Source organism: Mojavia sp. (assembly GCF_059505145.1).
On sequence record NZ_JCACKA010000053.1, the window covers coordinates 1 to 23485 of the forward strand.

At 44.6% G+C, this 23485-nt stretch carries 17 protein-coding genes; all 17 read right to left on the reverse strand.

From position 1 onward, the window contains the following. Positions 1-34: 34 nt before the first annotated feature. The gene (locus AC5JL8_RS10420; protein WP_495879819.1) at positions 35-370 is read right to left on the reverse strand and encodes a transposase family protein; all 336 of its coding nucleotides are present in this window, start codon (positions 368-370) and stop codon (positions 35-37) included. Between the two features lies 1 nt (position 371). Continuing rightward, the gene (locus AC5JL8_RS10425; protein WP_495879704.1) at positions 372-2630 is read right to left on the reverse strand and encodes a hypothetical protein; all 2259 of its coding nucleotides are present in this window, start codon (positions 2628-2630) and stop codon (positions 372-374) included. A 38-nt stretch (positions 2631-2668) separates the two neighbouring features. Continuing rightward, positions 2669-3937 carry a GAF domain-containing protein gene (locus tag AC5JL8_RS10430; protein WP_495879705.1) on the reverse strand — a complete coding sequence of 423 codons (1269 nt, stop codon included), beginning with the start codon at positions 3935-3937 and terminating at the stop codon, positions 2669-2671. A gap of 33 nt (positions 3938-3970) precedes the next feature. Next, positions 3971-4996, reverse strand: a complete 1026-nt coding sequence (locus AC5JL8_RS10435; protein WP_495879706.1) for a chemotaxis protein CheW — start codon at positions 4994-4996, stop codon at positions 3971-3973. 86 nt (positions 4997-5082) lie between these two features. Continuing rightward, positions 5083-8241, reverse strand: coding sequence for a hybrid sensor histidine kinase/response regulator (locus AC5JL8_RS10440; RefSeq protein ID WP_495879707.1), 3159 nt, complete (start codon positions 8239-8241; stop codon positions 5083-5085). 15 nt (positions 8242-8256) lie between these two features. Next, positions 8257-13503 carry a GAF domain-containing protein gene (locus tag AC5JL8_RS10445; RefSeq protein ID WP_495879708.1) on the reverse strand — a complete coding sequence of 1749 codons (5247 nt, stop codon included), beginning with the start codon at positions 13501-13503 and terminating at the stop codon, positions 8257-8259. 51 nt (positions 13504-13554) lie between these two features. Continuing rightward, on the reverse strand, positions 13555-14088 hold the full coding sequence (locus AC5JL8_RS10450; RefSeq protein WP_495879709.1) for a chemotaxis protein CheW: 534 nt from the start codon (positions 14086-14088) through the stop codon (positions 13555-13557). 14 nt (positions 14089-14102) lie between these two features. Then, complete coding sequence (locus tag AC5JL8_RS10455) at positions 14103-14465, reverse strand: response regulator transcription factor (protein WP_086756014.1); 363 nt, start codon at positions 14463-14465, stop codon at positions 14103-14105. A gap of 173 nt (positions 14466-14638) precedes the next feature. After that, positions 14639-16045, reverse strand: coding sequence for a response regulator (locus AC5JL8_RS10460; protein WP_495879710.1), 1407 nt, complete (start codon positions 16043-16045; stop codon positions 14639-14641). 430 nt (positions 16046-16475) lie between these two features. Then, positions 16476-17174, reverse strand: coding sequence for a gas vesicle protein GvpC (locus tag AC5JL8_RS10465; protein ID WP_495879711.1), 699 nt, complete (start codon positions 17172-17174; stop codon positions 16476-16478). 75 nt (positions 17175-17249) lie between these two features. After that, entirely contained in the window at positions 17250-17471 is a 222-nt protein-coding gene (gene gvpA / locus AC5JL8_RS10470) for a gas vesicle structural protein GvpA (RefSeq protein WP_073640805.1), read from the reverse strand. A gap of 238 nt (positions 17472-17709) precedes the next feature. After that, positions 17710-18399: a GvpL/GvpF family gas vesicle protein gene (locus AC5JL8_RS10475; RefSeq protein WP_495879712.1), complete on the reverse strand. Its 690-nt coding sequence runs from the start codon at positions 18397-18399 to the stop codon at positions 17710-17712. A gap of 167 nt (positions 18400-18566) precedes the next feature. After that, positions 18567-20390, reverse strand: a complete 1824-nt coding sequence (locus AC5JL8_RS10480) for an AAA family ATPase (protein ID WP_495879713.1) — start codon at positions 20388-20390, stop codon at positions 18567-18569. Positions 20391-20704: 314 nt separating this feature from the next. Further along, positions 20705-21454, reverse strand: coding sequence for a gas vesicle protein GvpF (gvpF, locus tag AC5JL8_RS10485; RefSeq protein ID WP_495879714.1), 750 nt, complete (start codon positions 21452-21454; stop codon positions 20705-20707). 36 nt (positions 21455-21490) lie between these two features. Beyond that, the gene (locus AC5JL8_RS10490) at positions 21491-21925 is read right to left on the reverse strand and encodes a gas vesicle protein K (RefSeq protein ID WP_495879715.1); all 435 of its coding nucleotides are present in this window, start codon (positions 21923-21925) and stop codon (positions 21491-21493) included. Beyond that, positions 21912-22259: a gas vesicle protein gene (locus AC5JL8_RS10495; protein ID WP_495879716.1), complete on the reverse strand. Its 348-nt coding sequence runs from the start codon at positions 22257-22259 to the stop codon at positions 21912-21914. The genes AC5JL8_RS10490 and AC5JL8_RS10495 overlap by 14 nt, the downstream gene beginning before the upstream one ends. Then, positions 22256-23428, reverse strand: a complete 1173-nt coding sequence (gene gvpN / locus AC5JL8_RS10500; RefSeq protein WP_495879717.1) for a gas vesicle protein GvpN — start codon at positions 23426-23428, stop codon at positions 22256-22258. Before gvpN ends, AC5JL8_RS10495 begins: the two co-directional genes overlap by 4 nt. Between the last annotated feature and the right edge of the window lie 57 nt (positions 23429-23485).

A 23485-nucleotide genomic window follows, 5' to 3' on the forward strand; every position in this document is an offset into this window, starting at 1 on the left:
TGACAAGCTTTAGGTGCTGTTAGTTCTTTTGTTCTTACAAAGTTGATATGCTCCCTGCTTTTTGTTCGTCAGTTAATTCACTTTTACGTGGTTTTTTGTGGGGTGTACTAATGTTTTTACCACCTTGATAACCTTTATCACCTTTAAATGATTGTTCAGGAGGAAATCTTTGCTGTTGATTACGAAATAATGAAATGTCACTGGTTGGCCCTTTTGCTCCTACTACTATATCCACAATATCTTTAGCGTCTGGCAGCGAAACAACTTGGTTTTTAAGAGTGTGTTGTTTCTTCTTGCCAGAGAAGTATTTTTGTTGCTCTTGATTGTCTACTGGTCTTTGTCTAGGCTGTTCATAGCTATCAAGATACAGTTCAAGTTAGAGATTTTGTCAGAAGGCGACCATCCAAAACCAGGCTAAGTTGCCCATTGGCGAGAATGCTAGTTCCTTGGATGTAAGCAGCAACTGGGATTGGTTCCCCCAGAGGATGGAGTACAGAGGATTGCTTGCTGATGATGCAATCTACTTCTAAAGCACATCGTTTGTCTAAGTAACGAAATACTAATAACGGCTTATCCTGCTTGAAAGCATTTAGTGTATCTGTACTATAAGTGGTAACTGGGCTGGGAATGTGGTTAGGACAAATCAGTACATCAGTCAGTAAGTGGATAGGGACGAGCATTTCTGTTGTTGGATGCTCGCGATCGCCACGAAGGAAGCCACTGGATCTGCCAGAAGACTGCAAAAATAACATGCGTCCGGCTTGAGTTTGGAGAATTTGTTCGGACTGGGATAGACAAATCTGCTCTACGGAATCGGCAACAAATGCATAGACTCTGGAATTAGCTTGACAGACGATAAGTTGAGCAATTTTTCGATCGAGGGGAATTTGGAGCGAGAAGGCTGTACCATGTCCAGCTTTAGACTTCAATACTATTCTTCCCTGAATAGCTGTTAATTGCTTGCAAACTTCAGTTAATTCTGCTCCTAACTCTAAGGCAGCACGATCGCATAAAACAGATGAAACCTCTGGTTCAAGTACCAGCTCAGTCAATTGAGTTGCTTGTAAGATATCCCCTGGTTTTGTCAGGGCGAGTCCTTGGGCTAAAGCTTGTTGATAAATTTGAGATAAGTTAAGTCCTGCGCCATCATCACAGCCATCAATAATCAGTTGATTTCCCTGCCGATCAACTTGAATTTCGATGATACCGTTGCTATTTTTACCAAGGTGTTGGCGTGTTTGGGAAGACTCAATACTTTGCTTTAGTAAATAGCAACTTATATGTAACAGAAGAGCATGGAGACGATCGCTAAACGCCCGATCGACTTGGATATCGCTAATTTGTAAATGTAGTGTAGCAGACTTATCTTGTAGAGTTTGTAACTGAGACCAAAGCCGGTGCAACGGTTCTAAGGCTACTCTTAAAGGAATAGTTGTGACTGTTGTGACTAACTTGGAAGAACGGTTAACCAACTTTTCTTGCTGTATGAGTTCTTGTTTGAGTTGGTGATGATTGTTATTAAGGGAATGAACAGTTGATGCCACCTGAGACGCTTCAGCCAAAACAGATTGAAGAGTACTGTACAATTGCTGAGAACGAGAAGCAGCTAAAGGGGAAAGAGTATCTGAAATTGCTGCTAAACGTCCTGACCATTCCTGTAGATTATCCAGCAGGTGTTGTAATCGTTTAACTTGTCGGAGCAACTGCCCGATTATATGTTGGTGTTGTTCTTGCTGACAAGCTTGCTGATTATAGATAGTTAGTAATGTTGCAACCAGCGCGTTTAGTTGTTCGAGATGCTGAATATTGATGGGTGTGGCGGCTGGAATAGTTGTTGCAACAAGGGTGGGAATGGATTCTTGCAAAGAGAGTGGATGGTGATGAGGAAAAGATTTAACTAGGGATGTTTCAGTAGGCTGGGAAAAATCCCCCAACCAAGCATGAAAATTTCCTTCTCCATATTCCTTTGGATTTGCTAGTTCCCCTACCTTGGCGGGAAGCGGCTCGGCATCTACATGAGAAAGGCTACCAAGTCTGGGGTTAGTTTCACTTATTAGTTCCCTGTCAAGACTTTCCTTGTCTTTAACTATAACTTGCTCTGGTAGAGCCGCAAAAGATTCTACCTCGGCCAAGCGATCGCCAAACTGGATAACTGGTTGATGTTCCTGCGGTTGCTCTACCAATGTCTCAAGGTTTGTTTCCTGGGGGATGACGCTTTGTTGGTGATCGCCAAACTCTGCTTGTAGACGAGCAACAATGGCAGACATGCGCTCCAGAATTTCTACTTCCTCAATTTGCGAGGCTGTTAAAAATGCCATCAACAGCATCTGTAGGCAATCTAATCCTTCCGACAACAGAGAGGCGATTGGGGCGTTGACAGTTGCCCGATACTGATACAGAAGCTGAAAAATCTCTTCTAGTGCAGCCGCAACTATGGCAATGGTATCTAGCTCGGCTGCTATGGCAATCGAATGCAAAGAGCGAGCAGCTTCCATGAGAGCCAAAGCTGTACCAGGGTTACTGTCTTTTGTATAGTTAGGCAACTCCTGCTCCAAGAACAGTAACAGATCGATCGCTTCTTCTAGGAAGCGATCGTCGTTCTGCGGTTGGGGGACAAAATCGGTACTCATGAAGACAACTCTCTGTTTCTATGGGGTTTGTGACAATTTTATGGGTTCGACATTGATTTGAGGGTACAAGCAGCGATGTCAGCGATCGCTCCCAATTGCTCCTGGATTTGCGCGATTGACTCCAGCCCAGCACTGATTTGTTGATCGCACGGTTCGATAGCAGAAGCAACGTCTGCTGCTGCCACCTGTAGTTCCTGGAACCATTCCTCTATATTTAGGGTGCTGTCGCGGGCTTGACGGGCGAGAATTTCCACCTGTTCGGCAGCAGCTAGTAAACCTCGTTCCTGGTCGCTAGCTTTTGTGGCTTCGATGGCTGTATTCAGGGACAAAACCTGAATTTTGGTACTCAAGCCTTCCACAAGCTGAACAAAGCCAGAAGCTTGCTGGCAAAATTCACCAAGGTATTGCAGCTGTTTATTAGTAATAGCAACAGTATCTTGAATAGACATTAAATACTCGCTGGTAAGCTCGGCGATTCTTGCTCCTTCTTGTACAGCCTGGCTCACTTGCTGCAATGGCACTAGTAACTCTGACCGATCGCAGGATTCAGCCTTTTGGGGAGGCGATGACAGTTGTTGAGCAGGTGGAGCTACTATTTCAGCCCAGTGCAAGTTAATTGTCAACATCATTCCTACTTGTTGCAGCAAACTGCGCTCTGCTTCCTGCCATTGTCGGGGTGCAGGGCAATGATGAATAACTAAAAAACCCCAAGGCTGTTGTTTGACAATCAAGGGCAAGCACAAGCTAGCTTGCACCTGAAAGCGTTGCCAAAATTGCTGTTGGCGCGGAGTTAGTTCTAATACTTCAGTTAGGTTGTTGAGCAAGTGTTGTCCGTCGCCAACATCGGGTTTAGTAACAAACAAATTTATCGGTAGGGATTGGTTGAGTAAGGATGTCCAACCCGCTTGTATAGCTTCAGCGATCGCTCGACTGCGATTTTCTTCCTCAAAACGATAAATCAAGACGCGATCGGCGTTGAGAACATCTCGAAGGGCGGTGACTGTAACCTCCAAAAGTGCGGTTTGACCTTTTGCCTGCTGCATTTGCCGATCAATGGCCGCAAGTTGTTCTCGCTGGAGCTGAAAAGCCCCTCGAACATTTTCATCATTGTCGCTGGGCGAATCCTTAGCCAAAGCTTGGATAAAAGCTTCGATTTGACTCACCTTCTGCTGCAATTGAGCGACCTTTGGCCCCTTAGCAGATTGAAAGACTGCTTTGAGTACAGCCACATTAGCCAAAATTTCTTCTATCTGGATTTCATTTTCAACAGGCTGGGTTTCAGAATTAGGGTCTAAGGTTGCGAGCATGACAGAAAACTCCTTGGCAGCATCAAAGTTAAATCAGTGGGTTTGCCATTGCAATGTCTGGGCGATGGCTCTGGTGTCTAAAATCCAGCGATCGCCTGGCAGAATACCTCGAACAAAATTTAGCAGTTTGTTTGGGGAAAAGTCGGTTGGTGCCGATTGTGCTTGCTGTAAATCCTGCCACTCTACATCGTAGACATGAGCCACCAAAAACCCGATTACCTGATTTTGCAATTCGAGAACTAGAACCATTGGCTTTTCTGGTCGTGACTGCCGCTTCAAAAGTGGCGCATAACCAAGCAAATGTTCTAAGTCAACCAGCCGCAGCATCTGTCCTTGCCAATTATAGAAACCTAAAATCCAACTTGGTAAGGCCGGGGCTGGGGAAATTTCTGAGCTAGCGAGATGAATAATGTCCTGTAATGAGTGGAATGGTAGCAATCCACTTCCTTGATTTCCCAAGGAAAAACGGAGAAATCTTTGCCGTTGTTCGCCTGATGTTAGCCCAGGAGCCAAGGTTGGGGTTGTTCCGGGCAACCCCAACTTATCAGCCAATATCTGGCTCATGCCTAGAAGAAGTACTTTGAGTGGTTCTTCGTTTGGTGCTACAGACAAAACAGCCATGTGGCTCACACAGCTTAACTCCGCCACTTGCCGATAAGACCACGGCACCGGACGCACACCTTCCAAAGGAATATCGATTAAGGCAGGGGGCTTGTCCACAGGAATGCCACAAATTTCCCCAGTCCGTGTTTGAGTCAGAAGTAAGAAGCGCCCTGAAGTGTCAACCGCAGAGAGAACTTGATGCGCCTGTTGGCCTTGTACTTGCTGAATGAACTTCTGGCGCAAGTCCACAATCGTAATGGTTTGCGCTCCCAAATCAACCATCCCGATACCACTTTCAACCGTACTACTAATAGGGGGACAAGCCATCACCTTGAGAACTGCACCAACTGGCAGGGCAAATAAATAGTCTGCGATCGCAAAAACAACGACTCGTAATGAGTCGCGCTCGCTCACAGCGCCAGATAATCGCTTAAACGGAAAAGGAGTGTTAAGCATAGCAGGTTACGCTTGGTCAAGGGAACAGGGAACGGGGAACAGGGAACAGGGGGAAGAAAACACAGGCTTATCTGAACTGTATTGGGCTAAGGGGTATTAACGAGTTCAGCGATCGTGGCTAGGAAGTTCTGTTCTGAATAGGGTTTGGTCAGGTAAGCTTTCGCCCCTAGAGCTAAAGCTAATTGGCGGTGCTTCTGTCCGCTACGAGTAGTCAGCATCACCACAGGAATGCCGGACAAACGCTCGTCTTGGCGACGGTGTTCTAAAAACTCAAATCCATTCATACGCGGCATTTCAATGTCACAAATCACTAGATCGACATCACCGTGTTGCAGCATTTGAGCGATCGCCTCTCGACCATCGCCTGCTTGCAACACTTGATAATCGGCTTTCTGGAGCGTCTGCACCAAACTTTGCCTTTGTACAACCGAATCTTCCACGACTAACACCATCAGTCGGTTAGGTTGAGCAACGGCTGTATTGACTTCCATCGACTGTTGTTGCGGTTGCGTAGTTAGCTCGGATTGCTGCCCCTCTAGAGTAAGAACAGGCTCAGGCGCGGGCAATAGTTTAGTTGCAAGACTTGATGTCGGGGAAGTCGGCATCATATCTGTCTCCCAGGTTTGCCGAACTAACTCCAACGGGTCAACGATTAGGGTAAGACTACCATTTCCCAACACGCTGTAGCCTTGGATGTAACTAGGTAAAGTCAGGACTCTGCCGAGGGACTTAATTACTAATTCCTGCTCGACTAAAATCTGATCGACTTGCAAACACAGGTATTGATGCTCTGTTTCCAACAGCAGCAGAGGTTCGACGGTGTTTCGTTGTTTGACTGGAAAAGGACTTAGGTTTAAATTGTGGTCTTGGGTGAATAAAGGATATTTGTAATCCAGCAAATTGGCAAGCGGGCGAATGGGAACTAGTTGCTGACTTTGCCCATCTCCCCACTGCCAGAATTTTTGGATGCCTTGCCCGTGTAAAGATTGCTGAACTTGAATATGCTCTGGCTGCGGTAATAAAACCTGGCTAATTCCTTCAGACAGCAAGCCATAAGTAATACCTTGAGATTGACAAACGAGCAAGCGTGCTGTTGTCAAGCTCAGGGGCAATTGCAGCATGAAGGTGGTTCCCTGCCCTGAAATCGATCGCACCACAATCGAACCTTGTAAAGCTTGCAATTGAGTGCGAACGACATCTAAGCCGATACCACGACCAGATAACTCACCAATCTGCTTGGCGGTAGAAAAGCCTGGTTCAAATAATAACTCTGCCAGTTGGTCTTCTGAGGCGTAGGCGGCTTGTTCGGGAGTCAGCAGGTGTTTTTCTATAGCTCGCTGACGAATGGATTCCCAGTTTAAGCCTCGACCATCATCCCGTACCTCAATAGTAGTGCGGTTGCCTTGATGATAGGCTTGAATTGTAATTGTTCCGGTTTTTGGTTTACCCTGCTGGCGGCGGGTTTCTACCGGTTCAATGCCGTGATCGAAGGCATTGCGAATCATGTGCAGCAAGGGATCGTACAGCTGCTCAGAAATGGCTTTATCCACCAGTACCTTCGTACCGCCAAGCTTGAGTTCAACAGGCTTATGATAAGTTGCTACCATCTGTTGCAGGAGGCGGGGTAATCGATTCAACACTGTTCCCAGTGGAACCATTCTGGCTTGCAGCAAATCTTCCTGCGCTCCTGAAAGCAGTTGCTTGCGCTTTCCGAGACTGAAGCGAGATTGCTGAACTAAGGCATTAAAAGCCTCAATCTGTTCTCCTAATTGCACCATGTCTTCTGTAAGATTTTGCAGGAGAATGTGCAACTCGCTATAGTTATCCATTTCTAAGGCATCAAAATTGGATTGTGCCTCGGCAGTTGGGGAAGCAGAGATAACTGAGCGGGGAGATACATGCATCTGTCGCTGCTTGCGTTCGGGAAGCAGCAGATGTCGATCCGACCAAGTAAAAACTTTACTAAGTTGTTGTTGACAGTACAAAAACTGTAGTAGAGTGTCCTCAGCTGCTTTGTGGATGTGGTTAGATTGCAGGTTTTGTTGGTTTTCGCTGATTAGCAATTCCCCAATTGTATGGCTGAGGCGATCAAGCTGTTCTATCGCTACTCGGATACTGGGAAGTGATGCCGATGACTGAGCCTGGAGGCTTGGCGCTGGTGGTGGAGAGGGTGGCCGATCTGAGTTTGAATATCGGCAGGATGTCTCTGGATCTCCTATCCAGATTGACTGTAAAATCCGATCTATGGCAGAGGGGACTACTACCGAATCCTGAGAAATAGGTGCCAGTACCTCCGGTGCTTTCGGTACGGAGTTATCAGTTCGATTTGGGAAAAACGACCAAACCGATTCCGATTCGATCGCACTGGGGTGGGGAAGTTCCTTGTTCTCAGTTGTAGCCGTTTCTGTGGGTTGGATAGCAATTGAAACTGGCTGCCCTTGCGGTTCTTGGACAGGAGTAGTTAGTCCTGCCCATTCTCGCAATTGTGGAGATATCTCTCCCCCTTGAGTGCGATCGCCTGCAAGTACTGCTGCTTGAGCCGCTTTAAAATTTTCTAAAGCCACCTGAGCGATTTGCAGTATTTTGTCTGGATGCGCTTTGAGGGCGTTTAGGGTCGCTTGGGCAATTTCTTCCAATCCAGATAAGCTGTAAGATGCTGCTAGTTCGGCAAAAAATCCTGCTTGGGAGTTGAGTGTTGTTTGAATTTGTTGCGGATCTTGGCTTTCGATGTCAGCTGCAAGCTGTTGCAGATCCTGGAGTACACTCCCGGAAAAGATTGACTCTACCACATCAAAACCAAGTTCTTCCGAACTGGGAAGCAAAGCCTCGCGGCCAAAAAAGTCACCTAGTTTATGTTGGAGTTGGGCGAAGATTGAGGCAGTTCGATCAAGTATTTCTGCCTCATTGCAGGATAAGCCCATCAAGGTTGCACTCAATGGAGTTCGCAGGCACTCATAAGCATCTAGAAGCAAAGCACCCAATTCTGGATCGATTTCCAATTCTGGAGCATATAACGCCTGGAATACATCTTCCAAATGATGGGCAATTGTCTTAATCGTTTCTTGCCCAACACTGGCAGCACTCCCTTTAAGAGTATGGGCGCTTCGCATCAAGGCATGAACTTTTTCTATTGTTTTTTCATCAAGTAGACCGATAAGATTCTGCTCAATGGTTTGCAACAACTCTGCCGCTTCAGCAAGAAAAGCCTGCTCTAGCTGCTCTTGATTACTGGGATCGGGGTTCATAACAGTTTTGCGAGATTAGTCAACTTTGAACTGGCTAACGCTGGTTTCCAGTTGTTGTGAAGTCATCCGTAGTTCCTCAAAAGACTCGGAAATGTGGATGGCACTTTGTGAAGTCTTGCGGGCGATCGCAGAAACGTCCATCATCGCCTCTGTCAACATCTGAGATTGCTGACTTTGATGGGAAACTGCTTGGGTAATTCCTTGTACCAGTCCACCAATTTCGTTGGTAGCTGCCACGATCGCACTGAGGGAATGACGAGTCTCATCGATCAAGTTCGAGCCTTGGACAACTTGGCTAATCCCTACTTCCATTGCTTCGGTAACTTCGTTGGTGCCTGCTTGAATTTCTTGCACGAGTCGCTCAATTTCTGTGGTGGCACTAGCCGACTGATAAGCTAGGGAACGAACTTCATCTGCAACCACCGCAAAGCCTTTGCCATACTCTCCGGCACGGGTAGCCTCGATCGCAGCATTGAGTGCCAGCAAATTAGTTTGAGTGGCAAAGTTTTCAATCAGACTCACTACTTTCGAGATTTTCTGAGAAGCTTCACCGAGGCGTTTAATCTTCTTTGCTGTTTCCGACACGGTTTCCCGAATCTCCAAAATGCCATCTACGGTTCTTTCCATTAGGGAATCACCAGCTTGGACGGTGTTATTAGCTCTTTGAACCGCCTGTCCTACTTTTTGGGCATCAGCAGCGACTACCTGGGTGGAAGTTACCATCATTTGTAATTGTTCCAGAGCGTGTTCGAGCCGTTCTGCCTGCTGTTGAGCTTGGTCAGATAGTTTCACTACTGAGATAGTGTTATTGCTAGAAGTTTCACTCACCCTGCCAGCAGCAATCTGCACTTGTCGTACTAAATCTCGCAAACTTTGGATCGTAGTGTTGTAACCATCGGCGATCGTCCCAATTTCATCTTCAGATAGGGGAGCTCGAACAGTGAGATCGCCCCTGAAGGATGGTTCCAAAGCCATGAGAACGCGTATAGCTCCTTGTTGCAGTTTTTCCCGTGCGGTACGTTCGCGCTCTGCTGCTTCTGCTAGTTGCTGCTCTTGAATACGCACCTGTTTTAGGTAGTCTGCAAGATTGAGGGCAAGACCAATCTGTACGCTGGCTTGGTTAAGAACATCCTCCTCGGATTGCTCCCACTGGCGCGGTGCGCTATTTTGATAAACTCCCATCAGCCCCCATAGCTGATTTTCTTGAAAAATCGGAGAAATCATGTAGGCTTTAGTTCCCCACAGTTCTAACAATTGGATGTGACATTCGTCATGACCGACAGTATAGATATTGTCAACCCGCAAACTTTCTTTGCGGACATAACGCCCTCCTTTGTTGTACTGGAGATAGGTATCTCTAACTTTGGCAAGGCTAGTTCCCACCAGTTTAGGCCAATCACCACTTACAGACTCAACTACAAATTCTCCAGACCAATCAGGCTCAAAACGGTAAACTCCAACTCGATCTACTTTGAGTAGCTGACGAAGTTCTTGGGTTGCGAACTGGACAAATTCCAGAACATCACCATCACTTTGGGCCATCTCTGTTAACCGACTTGGCAAGCGATAGGAAAATCGGGCGTTTGCTACTTCCCGTTCTGCCAGTTTTATCAGTTCCTCATTCTTGCTTAAGGTTTGTTGTAAGTATTGCGATTGCTGGACGGCAACCCCAAACTGCGTGCCGATTTTTGTTACCAAGTTGACTTCATTATCTTGCCATTGCCGCGGCCCGCTATTCTGATATGCTCCTAACAAACCCCAGAGCTTGTTTCCGGCAATAATCGGGGTGATGATATAAGCTCTAATCTGGAATTGTTCTAGAATTTTCAAGTGGCACTGGGCATGACCAGCAGTGTAAACGTCATTAATAACAAAGGTCTCGTTGTTGCGATAGCGTCCACCTTGGGTTTGTTGTAGGTGTTCGTCTTCCCATACAGTCTTGATATCGGGGCCAACCAAAGCCACCCATTCACGACTTACGGATTCGGCAATAAACTCCCCACCCCAATTTGGATTGAAGCGATACACTGCTAGGCGATCGCATTCCAAATGCGATCGCAATTCTGGTAGAGCATTGCGGAAAATTGTATCTAGCTCTTGAGCTTGGCGAATTTTTTCTGCCAGCCGTGTCAATGCTCGTTCCCCTTCTGCGGTTCGTGCTAACTCTGCATTCTTATTCTTGAGCTGTTCGATGTACTCAATCTGTTGCAAGCCTATACCCATTTGCACAGCTAGTTTTTTCAACAGTTGCACATCCTTGGATTTCCACTGCCGAGGGCCAGTATTTTGGTATGCTCCTAAAAAGCCCCAGAGTTTGCTTCCAGTAAAAATAGGCGCAATCATGTAAGCCTTGGCCTGGATTTTTTCTAATATCTCTAGGTAGCACTGAACGTGACCGATGGTGTAAATATCATTGACAACAAAGGTTTCATGATTGCGATAGCGTCCGCCCTGAGTTTCTTGCAAGTGATCGTCCATCCAAATCGTTTTGATGTCGGAACCAGCTAAAGACAACCATTGATCTTTTACGGATTCGGCAATAAACTCCACACTCCAGTCGGGATTAAAGCGAAATACTGCAAGGCGATCGCACTGTAGTTGTTTACGCAAACTTGGCAGCAAATTTCGGAAAATTGTGTCTGTATCCTGGGCTTGACGGATTTTTTCCACCATCCCTGTCAGCACCTGTTCTTCTTCTGCTGATTGTGCCAACTCTGCATTCTTCGTTTTCAGCTGTTCGATGTACTCGGCTTGCTGCACACTTAACCCCAACTGAATGCCCAATTTGGTCAGTAATCGCACCTCCTCGGAATTCCACTGGCGTGATCCACTATTCTGATAGGCTGCTAACAAACCCCAAAGTTTGTTTCCAGCAAAAATAGGGGCGATCATGTAAGCTTTAACCTGGAACTGCTCTAGTAGGTCGATGTGACACTGGGCATGACCAACAGTATAAATGTTATTGACGGCAAAGGTTTCATTGTTGCGATAGCGTCCGCCTTGGGTTTGCTGTAGGTGTTCGTCTTCCCATACGGTTTTGATATCGGGGCCAACCAGAGGCACCCAGCCACTTCCTACAGATTCAGCGATAAATTCACCACTCCAGTCAGAGTTGAAGCGATAGATTGCTAGGCGATCGCATTTGAATAACTGCCGCAATTCTGTCAAGGTAGTGCGGTAGAGCGTTTCTAGCTGTTGGGACTGACGCATTCTCTCCGCCATTCGTGCGATCGCGTTTTCCACTTCAGCTACTTGTGTCATTTCTAGATTTTTTAACCGTAGCTGTTCGATATATTCAGCTTGCTGGAGGGCAATACTCAACGGTTCGCTGATCTGCAACAAAGCACCAGTCTCTTCTTCAGTCCATTTCCGCACATCAGAATTCTGATAGGCTGCTAACAAACCCCAAAGATTACCAGCGCGGAAGATGGGAACAATGATGTATGCTTTGGCTTGGAACTTCTCTAATGCTTCTAAATAGCAAGGTGAAAAACCAGCAGCAGCAATATCGTTGACTTTACGGTAGCGCGTTCCTTTGGCGTACATTCCACCCTGCGTTTCCTTAAGATAGGTATCTGCATCAGGTTTAACAGGGGAGCCATAATCCTTAATATTGCAACGTTCTGAAGATATCAGACCTGTTTTTAAAATGCCGTCTTGTTCCTGCATCTCCACCAGTGACGACCAACCAGCAGCCACAGATTCAGCGATAACTTCTCCACTCCAGTCTGGATGAAATTGATAAACGACAACGCGATCGCATTTTAAAAATCGACGCAGCTCTTGGGTTGTAATGCGGAAAAGGGTGCGAAGATCCGTTGCTTGCCCAATCTTTTCAATGATGCCGAAAACAGTACGTTCTCGTTCAACAAGTTTGGCTGACTCCTCAGAGCGGTGATAAAGTTGTTGCTGATATTGCACCTGTTGAATAGCAATACTAGACAGAGATGCCACCTGCACCATTAGTCGAACTTCACTATCTTTCCACTGACGAGGCTGAGAATTTTGATAGGCAGCGAGCAAGCCCCACAACTTTTCTCCCTGGAAGATGGCAACAATAATGTATGCTTTGGCTTGATAGGCTTCTAAAACTTTGATATAGCAGTCAGAAAAACCAGCACTGTAGATATCATTAGTGACTCGATAGATCTGTCCGCGATGGAAAGTTTTGCCTTGGGTGTGCTGAATGTAGCTATCCGCACTGTGTGATCGCCCTGTTGTCCCAACCAATCCCCCTTCGTCTGCAAGGTTCCTAACACTGCAATAGTTAACGTTCTTGACAATTGCTGGGTTGTTTCGCTGTTCTTCTAACAGAGAAACCCACTCAGATCCAACAGATTCAGCAACAAACTCCCCACTCCAATCTGGCTGGAAACGATAGATTGCCACCCGATCACATTGTAGTGACTGTCGCACTTCTAGGGTGGCAGTGCGAAAGATGGTATCTACATCTTTGGACTGGAGAATTTTATTCGCTACGCCGACAAGAATTTGGTCTTTTTCTACTTCTTGTTGCAAGGTAGCCTGAATCACGGCAACTTGCAGTTGCGCTTCTAACTCCTGCGCGATCAATTTTAGTGATCGAATTTCAGCATTCTGCCACTGGCGAGCAGCAGTGCATTGCTGCACTACCAACAAACCCCAAACCCTATCTTTTGCTAAGATCGGCAAACTCAAACAAGCTCTTACCTGAAACCGATCCAAGAGCTGCTTTTGGTAAGGAGATAAGCTTGCAGTGTAGGTATCCGCGATCGCTGCTAATTTTTCTTGTTGATAAAGCTTGGCAGAACTTAACCCAAAAGTGACGGCGGGCAGTTTTTCCTTGAGCATTGGGGTAAAGCCATCCTTCATCGCCTCCGCAGCAACTATCCCCAGCGTCGGATTCGTAAACTCATACACCACCACGCGATCAGCTTGCAGCGCGCTTTGTACCTCCATGACAGCAGTAGCGAGCAAGGTATCTAGATCGGAAAACTGGCGGATTTTGCTGGCGATCGCCTGTAATTGCTCTACCTCGAATCCATCTCCTGCGTCTTGATATGACAACGCACTTACTAGTTCTTTTAACTTGCGGATTCTGTCTCGCAATGGCCCTGTTTCCACCCAATCAGCTTGATCCAGTTCAGTTCGTAATTCTTCTAGAGTGGAGCTGATTTGCTGTTTTGCTGATACATCAACGTTATGCCCGTTATCGGTATCCTTATGACCGTTGCTGAAATTTGAGTGTGGTTGGTTGGGTGTAAGATTGGGTTGCGTTACCATAATCTTTCTTGCTATGAAGGTTGTCGAAGTTAATAAGTAGAATGCAGAGTGTTAAATAGACTGAAGGGCTTGAATCACAGCATGGGTGTCAACTAACATCAAAGGGCTACCTTGAGCATCCATAAAGTAACCCTGCAAGAACGATTTGAGTCGGGTGGGTAACATCGATGCCGAAATCCCTAACCGCTCTTGGGAATCGTAAACTTCAATAGTATTGACTTGCTCCACCAACAGCCCGACAGTTTGATTCTGGACTTGAACAAGCATCGCCATGCCAGAGTTGCGTACATTTTCTCGTCGACACCAGTGTGTTGCTCCCAGTAAACCTGCTAAATCAAGAATCCAGATAGCTTCTCCCCGCCAATTCATTATGCCTAACAAGAATTCTGCTACCTGCGGCACTGGTAAAATCTCTGTGAGTGCAACTTGAATTACTCCCCGCAAATCAGCTAGTGGGAGTAACCCATTTACCTTTCCATTTAACGGAAATCTTAAAAACCTCTGGTTGTTTCCTTGAAGAGAGTTTTCAAGTGGAAATTGGCTATTAATGGGTAGCGCTCTAAAGCTATCATTGCCCTGTACCATTGCCCCAGTTTCCTTTAGCGAATAAATTTACTAACAGTCTGGAGCAAGGTATTTTCATCTACAGGTTTGACTAAATAGGCATCGGCACCACTCATATTGCCCCAAGTTCTATCAACATCTGTGTTTTTAGTTGAGCAAATCACTACCGGGATTGCTTTTGTTATCGGATCGGCTTTCAACTTGCGGCAGAACTCAAATCCACTTTGGCCTGGCAAAATCAAATCCAGTAAGATCAAGTCAGGTTTTTGTTGTTTTAACCGCAGTTGAGCCTCTTCACCACTGCGAACTTCATAAACTGAATATCCACCTTGTTCCAGGTAACGTGTCATCTTTTCAGATTCTGTGAGGCTATCTTCAACTAAAAGAACTTTTTTCATTTTTATTCCTAACTATTTAATTCAGAATTTGAAAAATAATTGCAACAAATGAATTAACAAGAGGGCAGAAGGAAGATTTAAGAATTTTCATACTTGGTTGTGCCAAAACCGAGTATGTATAGCTGTTTTGAAAATAGGTGTAGAGGAGCCACTGGTAGGAGTGTCGCTTCAACCTAAACGCTTAAATACTTGTGCAGCATATTAAGTACTTTGTCTGCCTCTACGGGTTTACTCAAAAAGTCAGTTGCCCCTACTAATTTTGTTCGCATCCGATCCACTATTCCATCTTTCCCAGTTAAGATGACAACTGGCACATCTTTGAGACTTGGAGTTTTACGGATTTGAGAACAAATTTCATAGCCATTCACTTTTGGCATCAAAAGATCCAAAAAAATGAAGTCGGGCTTGCTTTTAATCAGCTTTAAAACTGCCGTCAAAGAGTCTTGAATACCAACAAAGCGATAACCTTGTTGGGTGAGAATTTCCTCTAAACTGCGACAGATCGTCGGACTATCATCTACACAGGCTACTAAAGGTCTTGAGGCATCTATAATTGCTTTGCTAGCTGCTGGGGGCGCAACTTGTATAACAGTGTTCTCTTCTGTTTTCAGTGAAGAATTGGCATTATTAACTGCACTGGACGGACTGACAATTTGTTTGCTAGTCGCTGGGGGTGCAACTTGTATAACAGTGTTCTCTTCTGTTTTCAGTGAAGAATTGGGATTATTAACTGCACTGGACGGACTGACAATTTGTTTGCTAGTCGCTGGGGGTGCAACTTGTATAACAGTGTTCTCTTCTGTTTTCAGTGAAGAATTGGGATTATTTGCACTGGACAGGTTGCCAGTTTCTTGACTAATCCCAACCTTCCTGGGGCTTGGAGTGGGTGAAAAAGCGATCGCCCCTGCTTTTACCAATGGCATCAAGAACCGGGCCAAAACTAAGGCATCCCGACCGCTTTTTTGCCCTAGACCTCGTAAAGTTTTTGTGCCATCAACTAGAGAAATAATCTGTTTAGCGGATGCTTGTCCTTGGAGTAGCTCAAGTTGTTGAATGACAGGATATAAATTGGGCGAGTAACTTGCCAGCTCTGCATCTCGCCATTCTTGCCAGGCTTGTGTAGCCTGTTTCAAGACTTCTTCAGTTGGTATTACAGCTAGGAGAAACCCAGGAACTTCACCAACAACGGTAGTATATGACAATTGCCCTGCTGGATTGTTACCATTTCTTTTGGCTTCAACGAACTGGATTATATCAAACAGGACTTCAGCTATTAAGTTTGTAATCAGGCTAACAAGTTGTTGTTGTTCGATTAATTTTTGTTCTCGCAATTTAGCAAGAATGCAATACTCGCGATAATTTTCCTGGGGAGAGACAAGCCCCTCCAACTTTGTCACATCCAAATTAGAACAGTATTGCGACAAGTATCGTCGCCATCGTTCATCGGCATTAGAACCGCCAGCCTGCCAAATTAATCGTCCTAAACGAAAATATAGCGTCCAAGTTGGCCCGTCCCTTGCTCCAAGATTTAGCCTGCCTGTGAATAATTTAGTTTGAAGTTGCTCGATCAATTGATTCACAATGGATCGCACCTCCTTATATATCTTGAGTTTTGCATTTACATTAAAATTCCTCAAACAATCAAGCTTACTAACCTCATCGTGCGATCGCCAATAGCACAGTTCAAAACTTTAATTGAGCTACCCCAGCTTGTTATATTCCTTTCCAATCCGAACATTTTTAAACTTCAAAGCCGGAAGCTCGAACAAAGATTTAAGCTCTTTTTTTAATTAGAAAAAAAGTTATCTATATTAGTTTTGCAATGTTACATATACTGAGACAATTGCTTGTCAATACAGACCTTAAAAAGATGGAAATGTTGAATATTACAAAGCATAGGCCAGCTTTAATGCTTATCGATTGCGTACTATATCTGCTGAAGACACAAGACACAAGCGATCGCCCAACCGCTAGTCTGCAATTACAAAAAATGAGCTTGAATTAAGTTTGTCAAGAAATTGCTTGTTGCCGAATAAAGTATTGGCGATCGCGTTGTTCTAGTACCCCTTGCTTGATCAAGGAGCGCAGGATATCTATCGTTTGCACCCGGCTTAAGCCTATCACCTCTTCAATTTCTATCAGAGTAGCTCCTTCAGCTTGCTGAATGTATTGCTGCACTTTAGATTTAACAGTATCTGCATTCAAGGCAGGTGCTTTCTTAGTCATAGTATTGATGGAAGGGCGAAAACCACTGGCTTTAATTGCAGAACGGGAGATTGACCATTTTGGAACTGTTACAACTAATTTCTCTTTTTTAGCAGGAGTCGGGGAAACTGCTTGTTCATGACTGTAATCGCCCCAAACACTGTTATGTAAGATTTCCCGGAAATTTTGCAAGTTTTGGAATAATGCCTGAGCCTTTGCTGACCGCTGTTGGCGGTATTCTTGCTGGCGTTGCCAGACATCTGTTTTTATTTGCAATATTTCCAATTGCCTCTCTACAATCTCTTGCTGAAATTGCTGCTGTTGTAACTTTCTGTTGTTGTGAAGGCTGGTAACAAAACTGCTCAATTCTTGATGAAGCAGATCTCCTTGCAGCTGAAATTCTTGTTGAGTTAGCTGTTTCCACTGGTTAACTTTTTGACGGCGTTCAGCAGTTATTTGCAATCGCTGCGATCGCTCTTGTTCCCATAAATTCTTGAGAGCCATCAGCTGAAATCTCCTATTTTGTTAACTAGAAATATTAAATAGGAGCCATGAAGACTCCCTTTTTCTAATGTGGTGTTAAGCAGCAGATGGAACAGCAGCCTGAGATGTCAAACCAACTGCCTCGGCATATCTTAAGTAAGTTTCAACTGAAGCAATCACAATGCGAGCTTCTATTGCTAGCAGTTCAATACCAACTAAAGAAACACGCACCCAAGCATCAACTACAATTCCTTTGTCCAAAATGCGGTCAATAACTTCAGCCAGACTTGAAGATGAGTTAACTTTTTCAACAGCCATTTTCTTTTCCTCTCACAACTCTAATTGTTGATTTCATATTGCTCTGATTGAGCAGTAGGTAAAACTTACACAATGTGTTTTATTCTTCCTGGATTTAGTGTTCCCAAAAATATGAGATAAATACAGGAAAATAAAAAAATACTAAAAAGTTAACAATATTTTTTTAGAAAAAAATTCAAGAAAAAATCACCTCATCTTTATTTTTTCTTGAAAATTTTAAATATTATCTTTTATGAATTTATCTGAGAGTATTTTTTAGAAAATGATATGGTGGTAGAGGTTGACTCAGTGCCAATTGCCAGTGCGAGCATTGTACCTGCCAGAGGGACAACTGCTGCGTACTGAGCGTTGAATCGTTGCGCTGTGCCAAAAAGTGGATTTGCCGCATATCTGGCTGTCGATTTTCACAAATAACATTTGTATATGTTTTGAGAACTAACTGGTTCAAGAGTTCCCACTGTTCGCATTGTTGTGTTTGAAATGCTTGCTGTGTTTGGTAGCGTTGTTTTTTAGCTAATAAATAGGCTTTTCCCTTAGCATCAATATTGTTAGAATCGTCAAGCAAAGAACAGGGTGTCAATTTTAAAGTGTACTCAACTTTGTCTGCTAGCTGAGTTAGGGTTTCTAGATATTGCTCTTGGTGCTTTTCTAGATGATTCAGCAGTTTTTCTACAGAGGTAAAACCACTCCCAAAGCGTAGGGGAAGAAGGGGAGTTTGTTGAAAAAGTTCTCGAATTACGCGATCGTGGGTTAATACAGCTTGAAGTAAACGCTCATCCGTTGCCTGTATTGCCTCCAGTGAGATTTCCCGCTCTACGATCGCGGCTAAACCAGAAGAATAAACGAGTTCAATATTCCTTTCCATCCCTAAGGGTAGAACAAGCGGTGATGCGATCGGTACTAGAAGAGCATAAGCGTATATTGACATAATTTGAGATATTTAAACGAACCACAAAGGACACATAGACGCGTTAGCGGCTTCCCGCAGGGTAGAACACGAAGAGAAGAGGTATGGAGAAGAATTTGGCACAGCTTCACAAAGAAACGGTATAAGTAGCTTCCGCTCTGAACTTCTGTGTTTTTTCAAATAAGAGACTATTGAGATTGGTGCTGATTGGCAAGCATCTGATATGTAACTTGGAAATCATCATTTGTAATCTGAATCAGGCTGGAGTCGCTTAATCCCTGGGCGCGGTATCGACGAATTGCGCTTAAAGCAGCTTGATTGCTTAACAAAACCAAATCTGCCCCATTCCAGCCCTCGGTAACTGTCGCCCAGGTTTCTAAATCGACATCAACCAGGGGACGATCTAGATTGTGAACTCGTAAAATCGCTAATCGGCTTGCTCGATCTGGTAGATCGATTTTTATTTGTAAGTCCAATCTTCCTGCTCTGAGCAAGGCAGGATCGAGCGTTTCTGGACGATTGGTTGCTCCTACTAACAGTACTTTAGGGCATTCATGCAACCCATCCAATTCGGTGAGCAGTTGACCGACAACGCGATCGCTAACTCCAGAATCACCACTGAATCGTCCCCGTGCTGGTGCCAGGGTATCAATTTCATCTACAAACACAACGCAAGGAGCTGCTTGTCGAGCTTTGCGAAAGAGTTCTCTGACTGCCTGTTCTGCGGCACCTACCCATCGGCTTAGTAATTCAGGGCCATTCACAGCAATAAAGTTGGCTCTAGCCTGAGAAGCGATCGCTTTTGCAAGTAATGTTTTTCCCGTTCCCGGCGGCCCCCACAACAGAATCCCACGGGGAGGCTTGGCTTTGGTTTGCTCGTATAGTTCGGGATAGAGAAGTGCGCCCTCTACAGATTCTTGAAGTTTTTGTTTGACATCATCCAATCCACCAATCTCATCCCAACTTACATTTGGTGCTTCAACTGCTACAGCCCTTAGAACTGAGGGTTTTATCTCCTTAATTGCTTCGAGAAAATCCTGCTGCATGATAGTCATGTTTTCAGGAATGGGACTGTTGAGTGAGGGGACTTGACGACGAAGGGCAATGTAGGCTGCTTTTTGACAAAGAGCTTTAATATCGGCACCAACAAAACCGACTGCCAAATCAGCGATCGCTCCTAAATCAACCGAAGTCTCCAAGGGCATAGCACTTGTCAAAATCGTGAGAATTTCCAATCTTCCATTGCGATCGGGAACCTGAAAATGAACTTCCCGATCGAAGCGTCCCGGACGACGAAGCGCCGGATCGAGATAATCGGGACGATTTGTTGCCGCTAATACAAGTACGCCTTCGGTTTTGGCAAACCCATCCATTAACCCAAGCAACTGCGCCACTAGTCTTTTTTCAACTTCACCTTCCACTTGGCTGCGATCTGGGGCAAGGCTATCAATTTCATCAATAAATATTAGGCAGGGAGCAGAACGAGTTGCTTTCTCAAAAATACTTCGCAAACGAGCTTCTGCTTCCCCGTAATACTTGCTCATCACCTCTGGGCCATTGATGGCAATGTAGTTTAACTCTAACTCTTCTGCCAAAACACGGGCTGTTAAAGTTTTTCCCGTACCGGGTGGGCCAACTAACAAAACTCCACGCGGAGGCTCTAACCCTAATTTTGCCAATAAATCTGGACGTTTAAGGGGAATTTCAACTAACTCTCTGATTTCTTGGAGAACATTAGCCAAACCGCCGACATCTTGCCAAGAAGCTTTTGAGTTCGTCCGGGCTGATGGGGGGGTGACATCAGCATCATCCATTGGTGTAGTGCCAACGGTGGAATTGGATCTGACTGGGCTGGAATTACTTGTTCTCGGAATATTGCCTTGTCGGGGAATACTACTAAGATTATGAGAGCGAATTTGAATCGAAGTTTTTAACTCTCCTTTCTCTACTTTTTCTTCTAATGCTTTGGCAATTTCTAATAGCTGTTCAAATCCTTTAAATATGTCGTCCATTGATTTTACTTAGAGGTTGTTTGAAAAGTGTTTCGTTACGATTTTAGGCACTCTTAGATCCCCCCCAACCCCCCTTTTTAAGGGGGGGAACCAGAATCAAAGTCCCCCTTTCCAAGGGGAGCCACTGCGCCCTTGCGGGTTTCCCGACTCCCTCAGTGGCGTGGATTTAGGGGGATCTATAACGTTTTGCTACCGATAAGAGGACTTTTCAAACATCCTCTTAAATAAAAGGCAGAGAAAAATTTAATTTACAATTTAATTTTCAAAAAAATTAAAAATTTCAATAATTTTTGATTTTCAATTTTTATTGCTGTTCAGTTGGAACTGAATAATCGAAGACGAGCAAAGTTATACGGGGCAGTGAAATTGTTGTAGCGAATTCGCAAACGTTCTTCAAATTGACGATCGAGTGCTTCAACGTGTTCGCTAAATTGTGATTCTGCTTCCCAAGGAATTAGGTAGGCTGCGTTGTAAATCATTGTGTCCATTTGGGGACTATTTTCCACCACATCGATCGCAATGGAGTTGAGCGTGCCTTGAAATACATCGATGATGCGTTGCTTGCGATCGCTCATTCCCTGTTCGATGACTTGTCCTATTTGGATTACCTGCTCCATACTCAGAGGTTGACCGGCTAGCTTATCCCTTTCAGTTTTGAGATTTGGATTTTCTGCCAATAGTCCTTGAATTTCTGCCTCGGTATTCCAAAAAACTTTGACACTAACTTCTCGGCGACCTGATAACTTTGCTAGTAATTGCGTCAATTCTTCTTGATGAGGACGAATTAATTGTTGTGAAAACGTTTCCCAGCTTGCAACCAAAAGTCCAAATTGCACGGGTAGTAAATTGCGATCGCCTGCTTGCATGATTTCCTCAAGGACTTTCTCATGACTGAGCAGGTTACGACGGCTTGCCAAATAACGCTCTTGCTTTGCTTCGGAGTAGATTACTGCAAAACCATCCAAAATTTTAATTTGTACGGGTTGCCCATCTAAGCCCTGTAAATTTAAGTTTTCTGGAGCAGGCAAGGTCAAAATTCCATAAATGTAAAAGCCATAACTCATAAGAATGTCTTACCAAGAAGAATGTAGATAAAAAAGTTACAGGGGTTTAGAAGTGAGTACTAATCTTAATTTGGCATGAACTAAGCTTAACTGAGCCAGTCCTAAGTCCAAGTCACCTTCAACCACAACACCGGTATTTAATAGGCGATCGAGGAGTTCTAGAATAGAGGGTTGACTAGAGGTTTCACCGGGGTAGTATCCTCCAGATTGGGGAAGTAAAGTTCCCATTTCACCCAAGTTAATATTTAGCTCGGCTGGATCAATATCAAATACCTCGCAAAGCTTAACAACCTGTTGTTCGAGCTGTCGCAGGCTTTCGGCAGCTCGATCTAACTCAGAGTCGCTGAGGTTGCCAGCATCCATTCGCCGAATCACCTGAGCTTCCATGAGTTGGCGTATCAGCTCAACAACCGTTAGTAGTAATGGTGCTAAACCTGAATCGGAACCTTTTGATTTGCTAATCGCCTGCATTCTGATGATTAATAGGATTGAGTGCTTTGAGCGATCGCAGTTCTGCTTCTAGACTGGCAACACGCTCTTGAAGTTGTTGATTAGTTGTTAATAAGGTGCGAGTTTGACTATTAAGATAGGGGTCGCTCTCCCACCAGTTAATTCCAATCTCTTTGGCTTTATCAACAGAAGAAATCAACAAACGAATTCGGATGTTGAGCAGTTCTGTGGAGCCTACGGAAATAGAAATATCTCCTGCTATAACAATGCCTTTATCGAGAACCCGTTCTAGAATATCTGCCAAGGTAGAACCTTGAGTTGCTGTGATAACTCCCCGGTTAGTATGAGTACTCATTTGTTTATTAAATGGCCAGAATCAAAAGCAACTTGTGATATGTTTGGCAGTTCAGCATTACCCTGCATTTGCAATAATACTCCCTGCTCTCTGAGAGACTTGAGTGCAGCTACAATTTGACTGCGATCGATCCCTAATTCTGCTGCCAAATCAGAGAAACGCCTTCCCGGAGACTTGCACAGGTAGTTGTAGACTTCATGCTCGTAAGGTACTCGTTGTTCCAATACAATCTGATTTTGGCTGTCTGGTATTATCTCTTCTGCCGGCTGAGATTGAGTGTTTGTACTATGATGCAATTCACGCAAAACCTCTTCCAGTAGCCGAGTTGCTTCCATACGAGGTTGATTTGTGCGAGAAAGCAGGATATCGGCACAAATATCTTGGAAGTTTGGCTCTTCAAAGTTTACGGAAATTTCGTGTTCGTGGCAGATTCTAGCAATCATTAGACAGGAACGTAACCCACCGCCCTGTCCAGAACCAGATCGATTCCAAAACATCCGCACCAAGCGCACGATTTTGTCTGCTTTCTCAGAATCTATACCTGTTTTCTGAACTACAATCTCCTGCTGAGTTAGTTCATCAGGTGGAGGCATATCGATGGTAATAACACGATCCATCAAAGCATCCTGAGTTGCATGAACTCCACAATACTCTTGAGGATTTGATGTTAAGATTGCCCGAAACTGAGGATGAACCCGGATATACTCGGCTCGATGTTGGTTTGTTGGCAATACTAACAACCTCTCCTCAAGTACGGAAAGTAAAACGTTATTTACCTCCGGGTGCGATCGATTGAATTCGTCGTAAACCAGCGTAAATCCTTCTTTACAAGCTAGAGTTAATCGTGCATCAACCCAGTGTTGTCGGAGTTCATCCTCAACTTTGACAACGCTGTGGATGAAGTTATCAACAACCTTTTTGCGGGTATAACCTAATTGATTACCAATCAAGTCTGAGGTTTTAAACTCATCATCTCCAAATAAGAGGATGATCGGCTGGTTGAGCAAATCAGCTAGATGCATTGCCAGAGTAGTTTTTCCAACTCCCGCTGCACCACGTAAATGTACTGAAAAACCCGACTGTAGATAGCGCAAAGCACGTTGAGCGACGCGTTGAATAGCAGGTGTATTGACAAATCGCTGGGGAGATGCATTTAATACTGTTGTCAAGCTCTAAGTACCTCCTAAATAGTATTTTTCTGTAAAAGTAATTTTTTTTACATCATG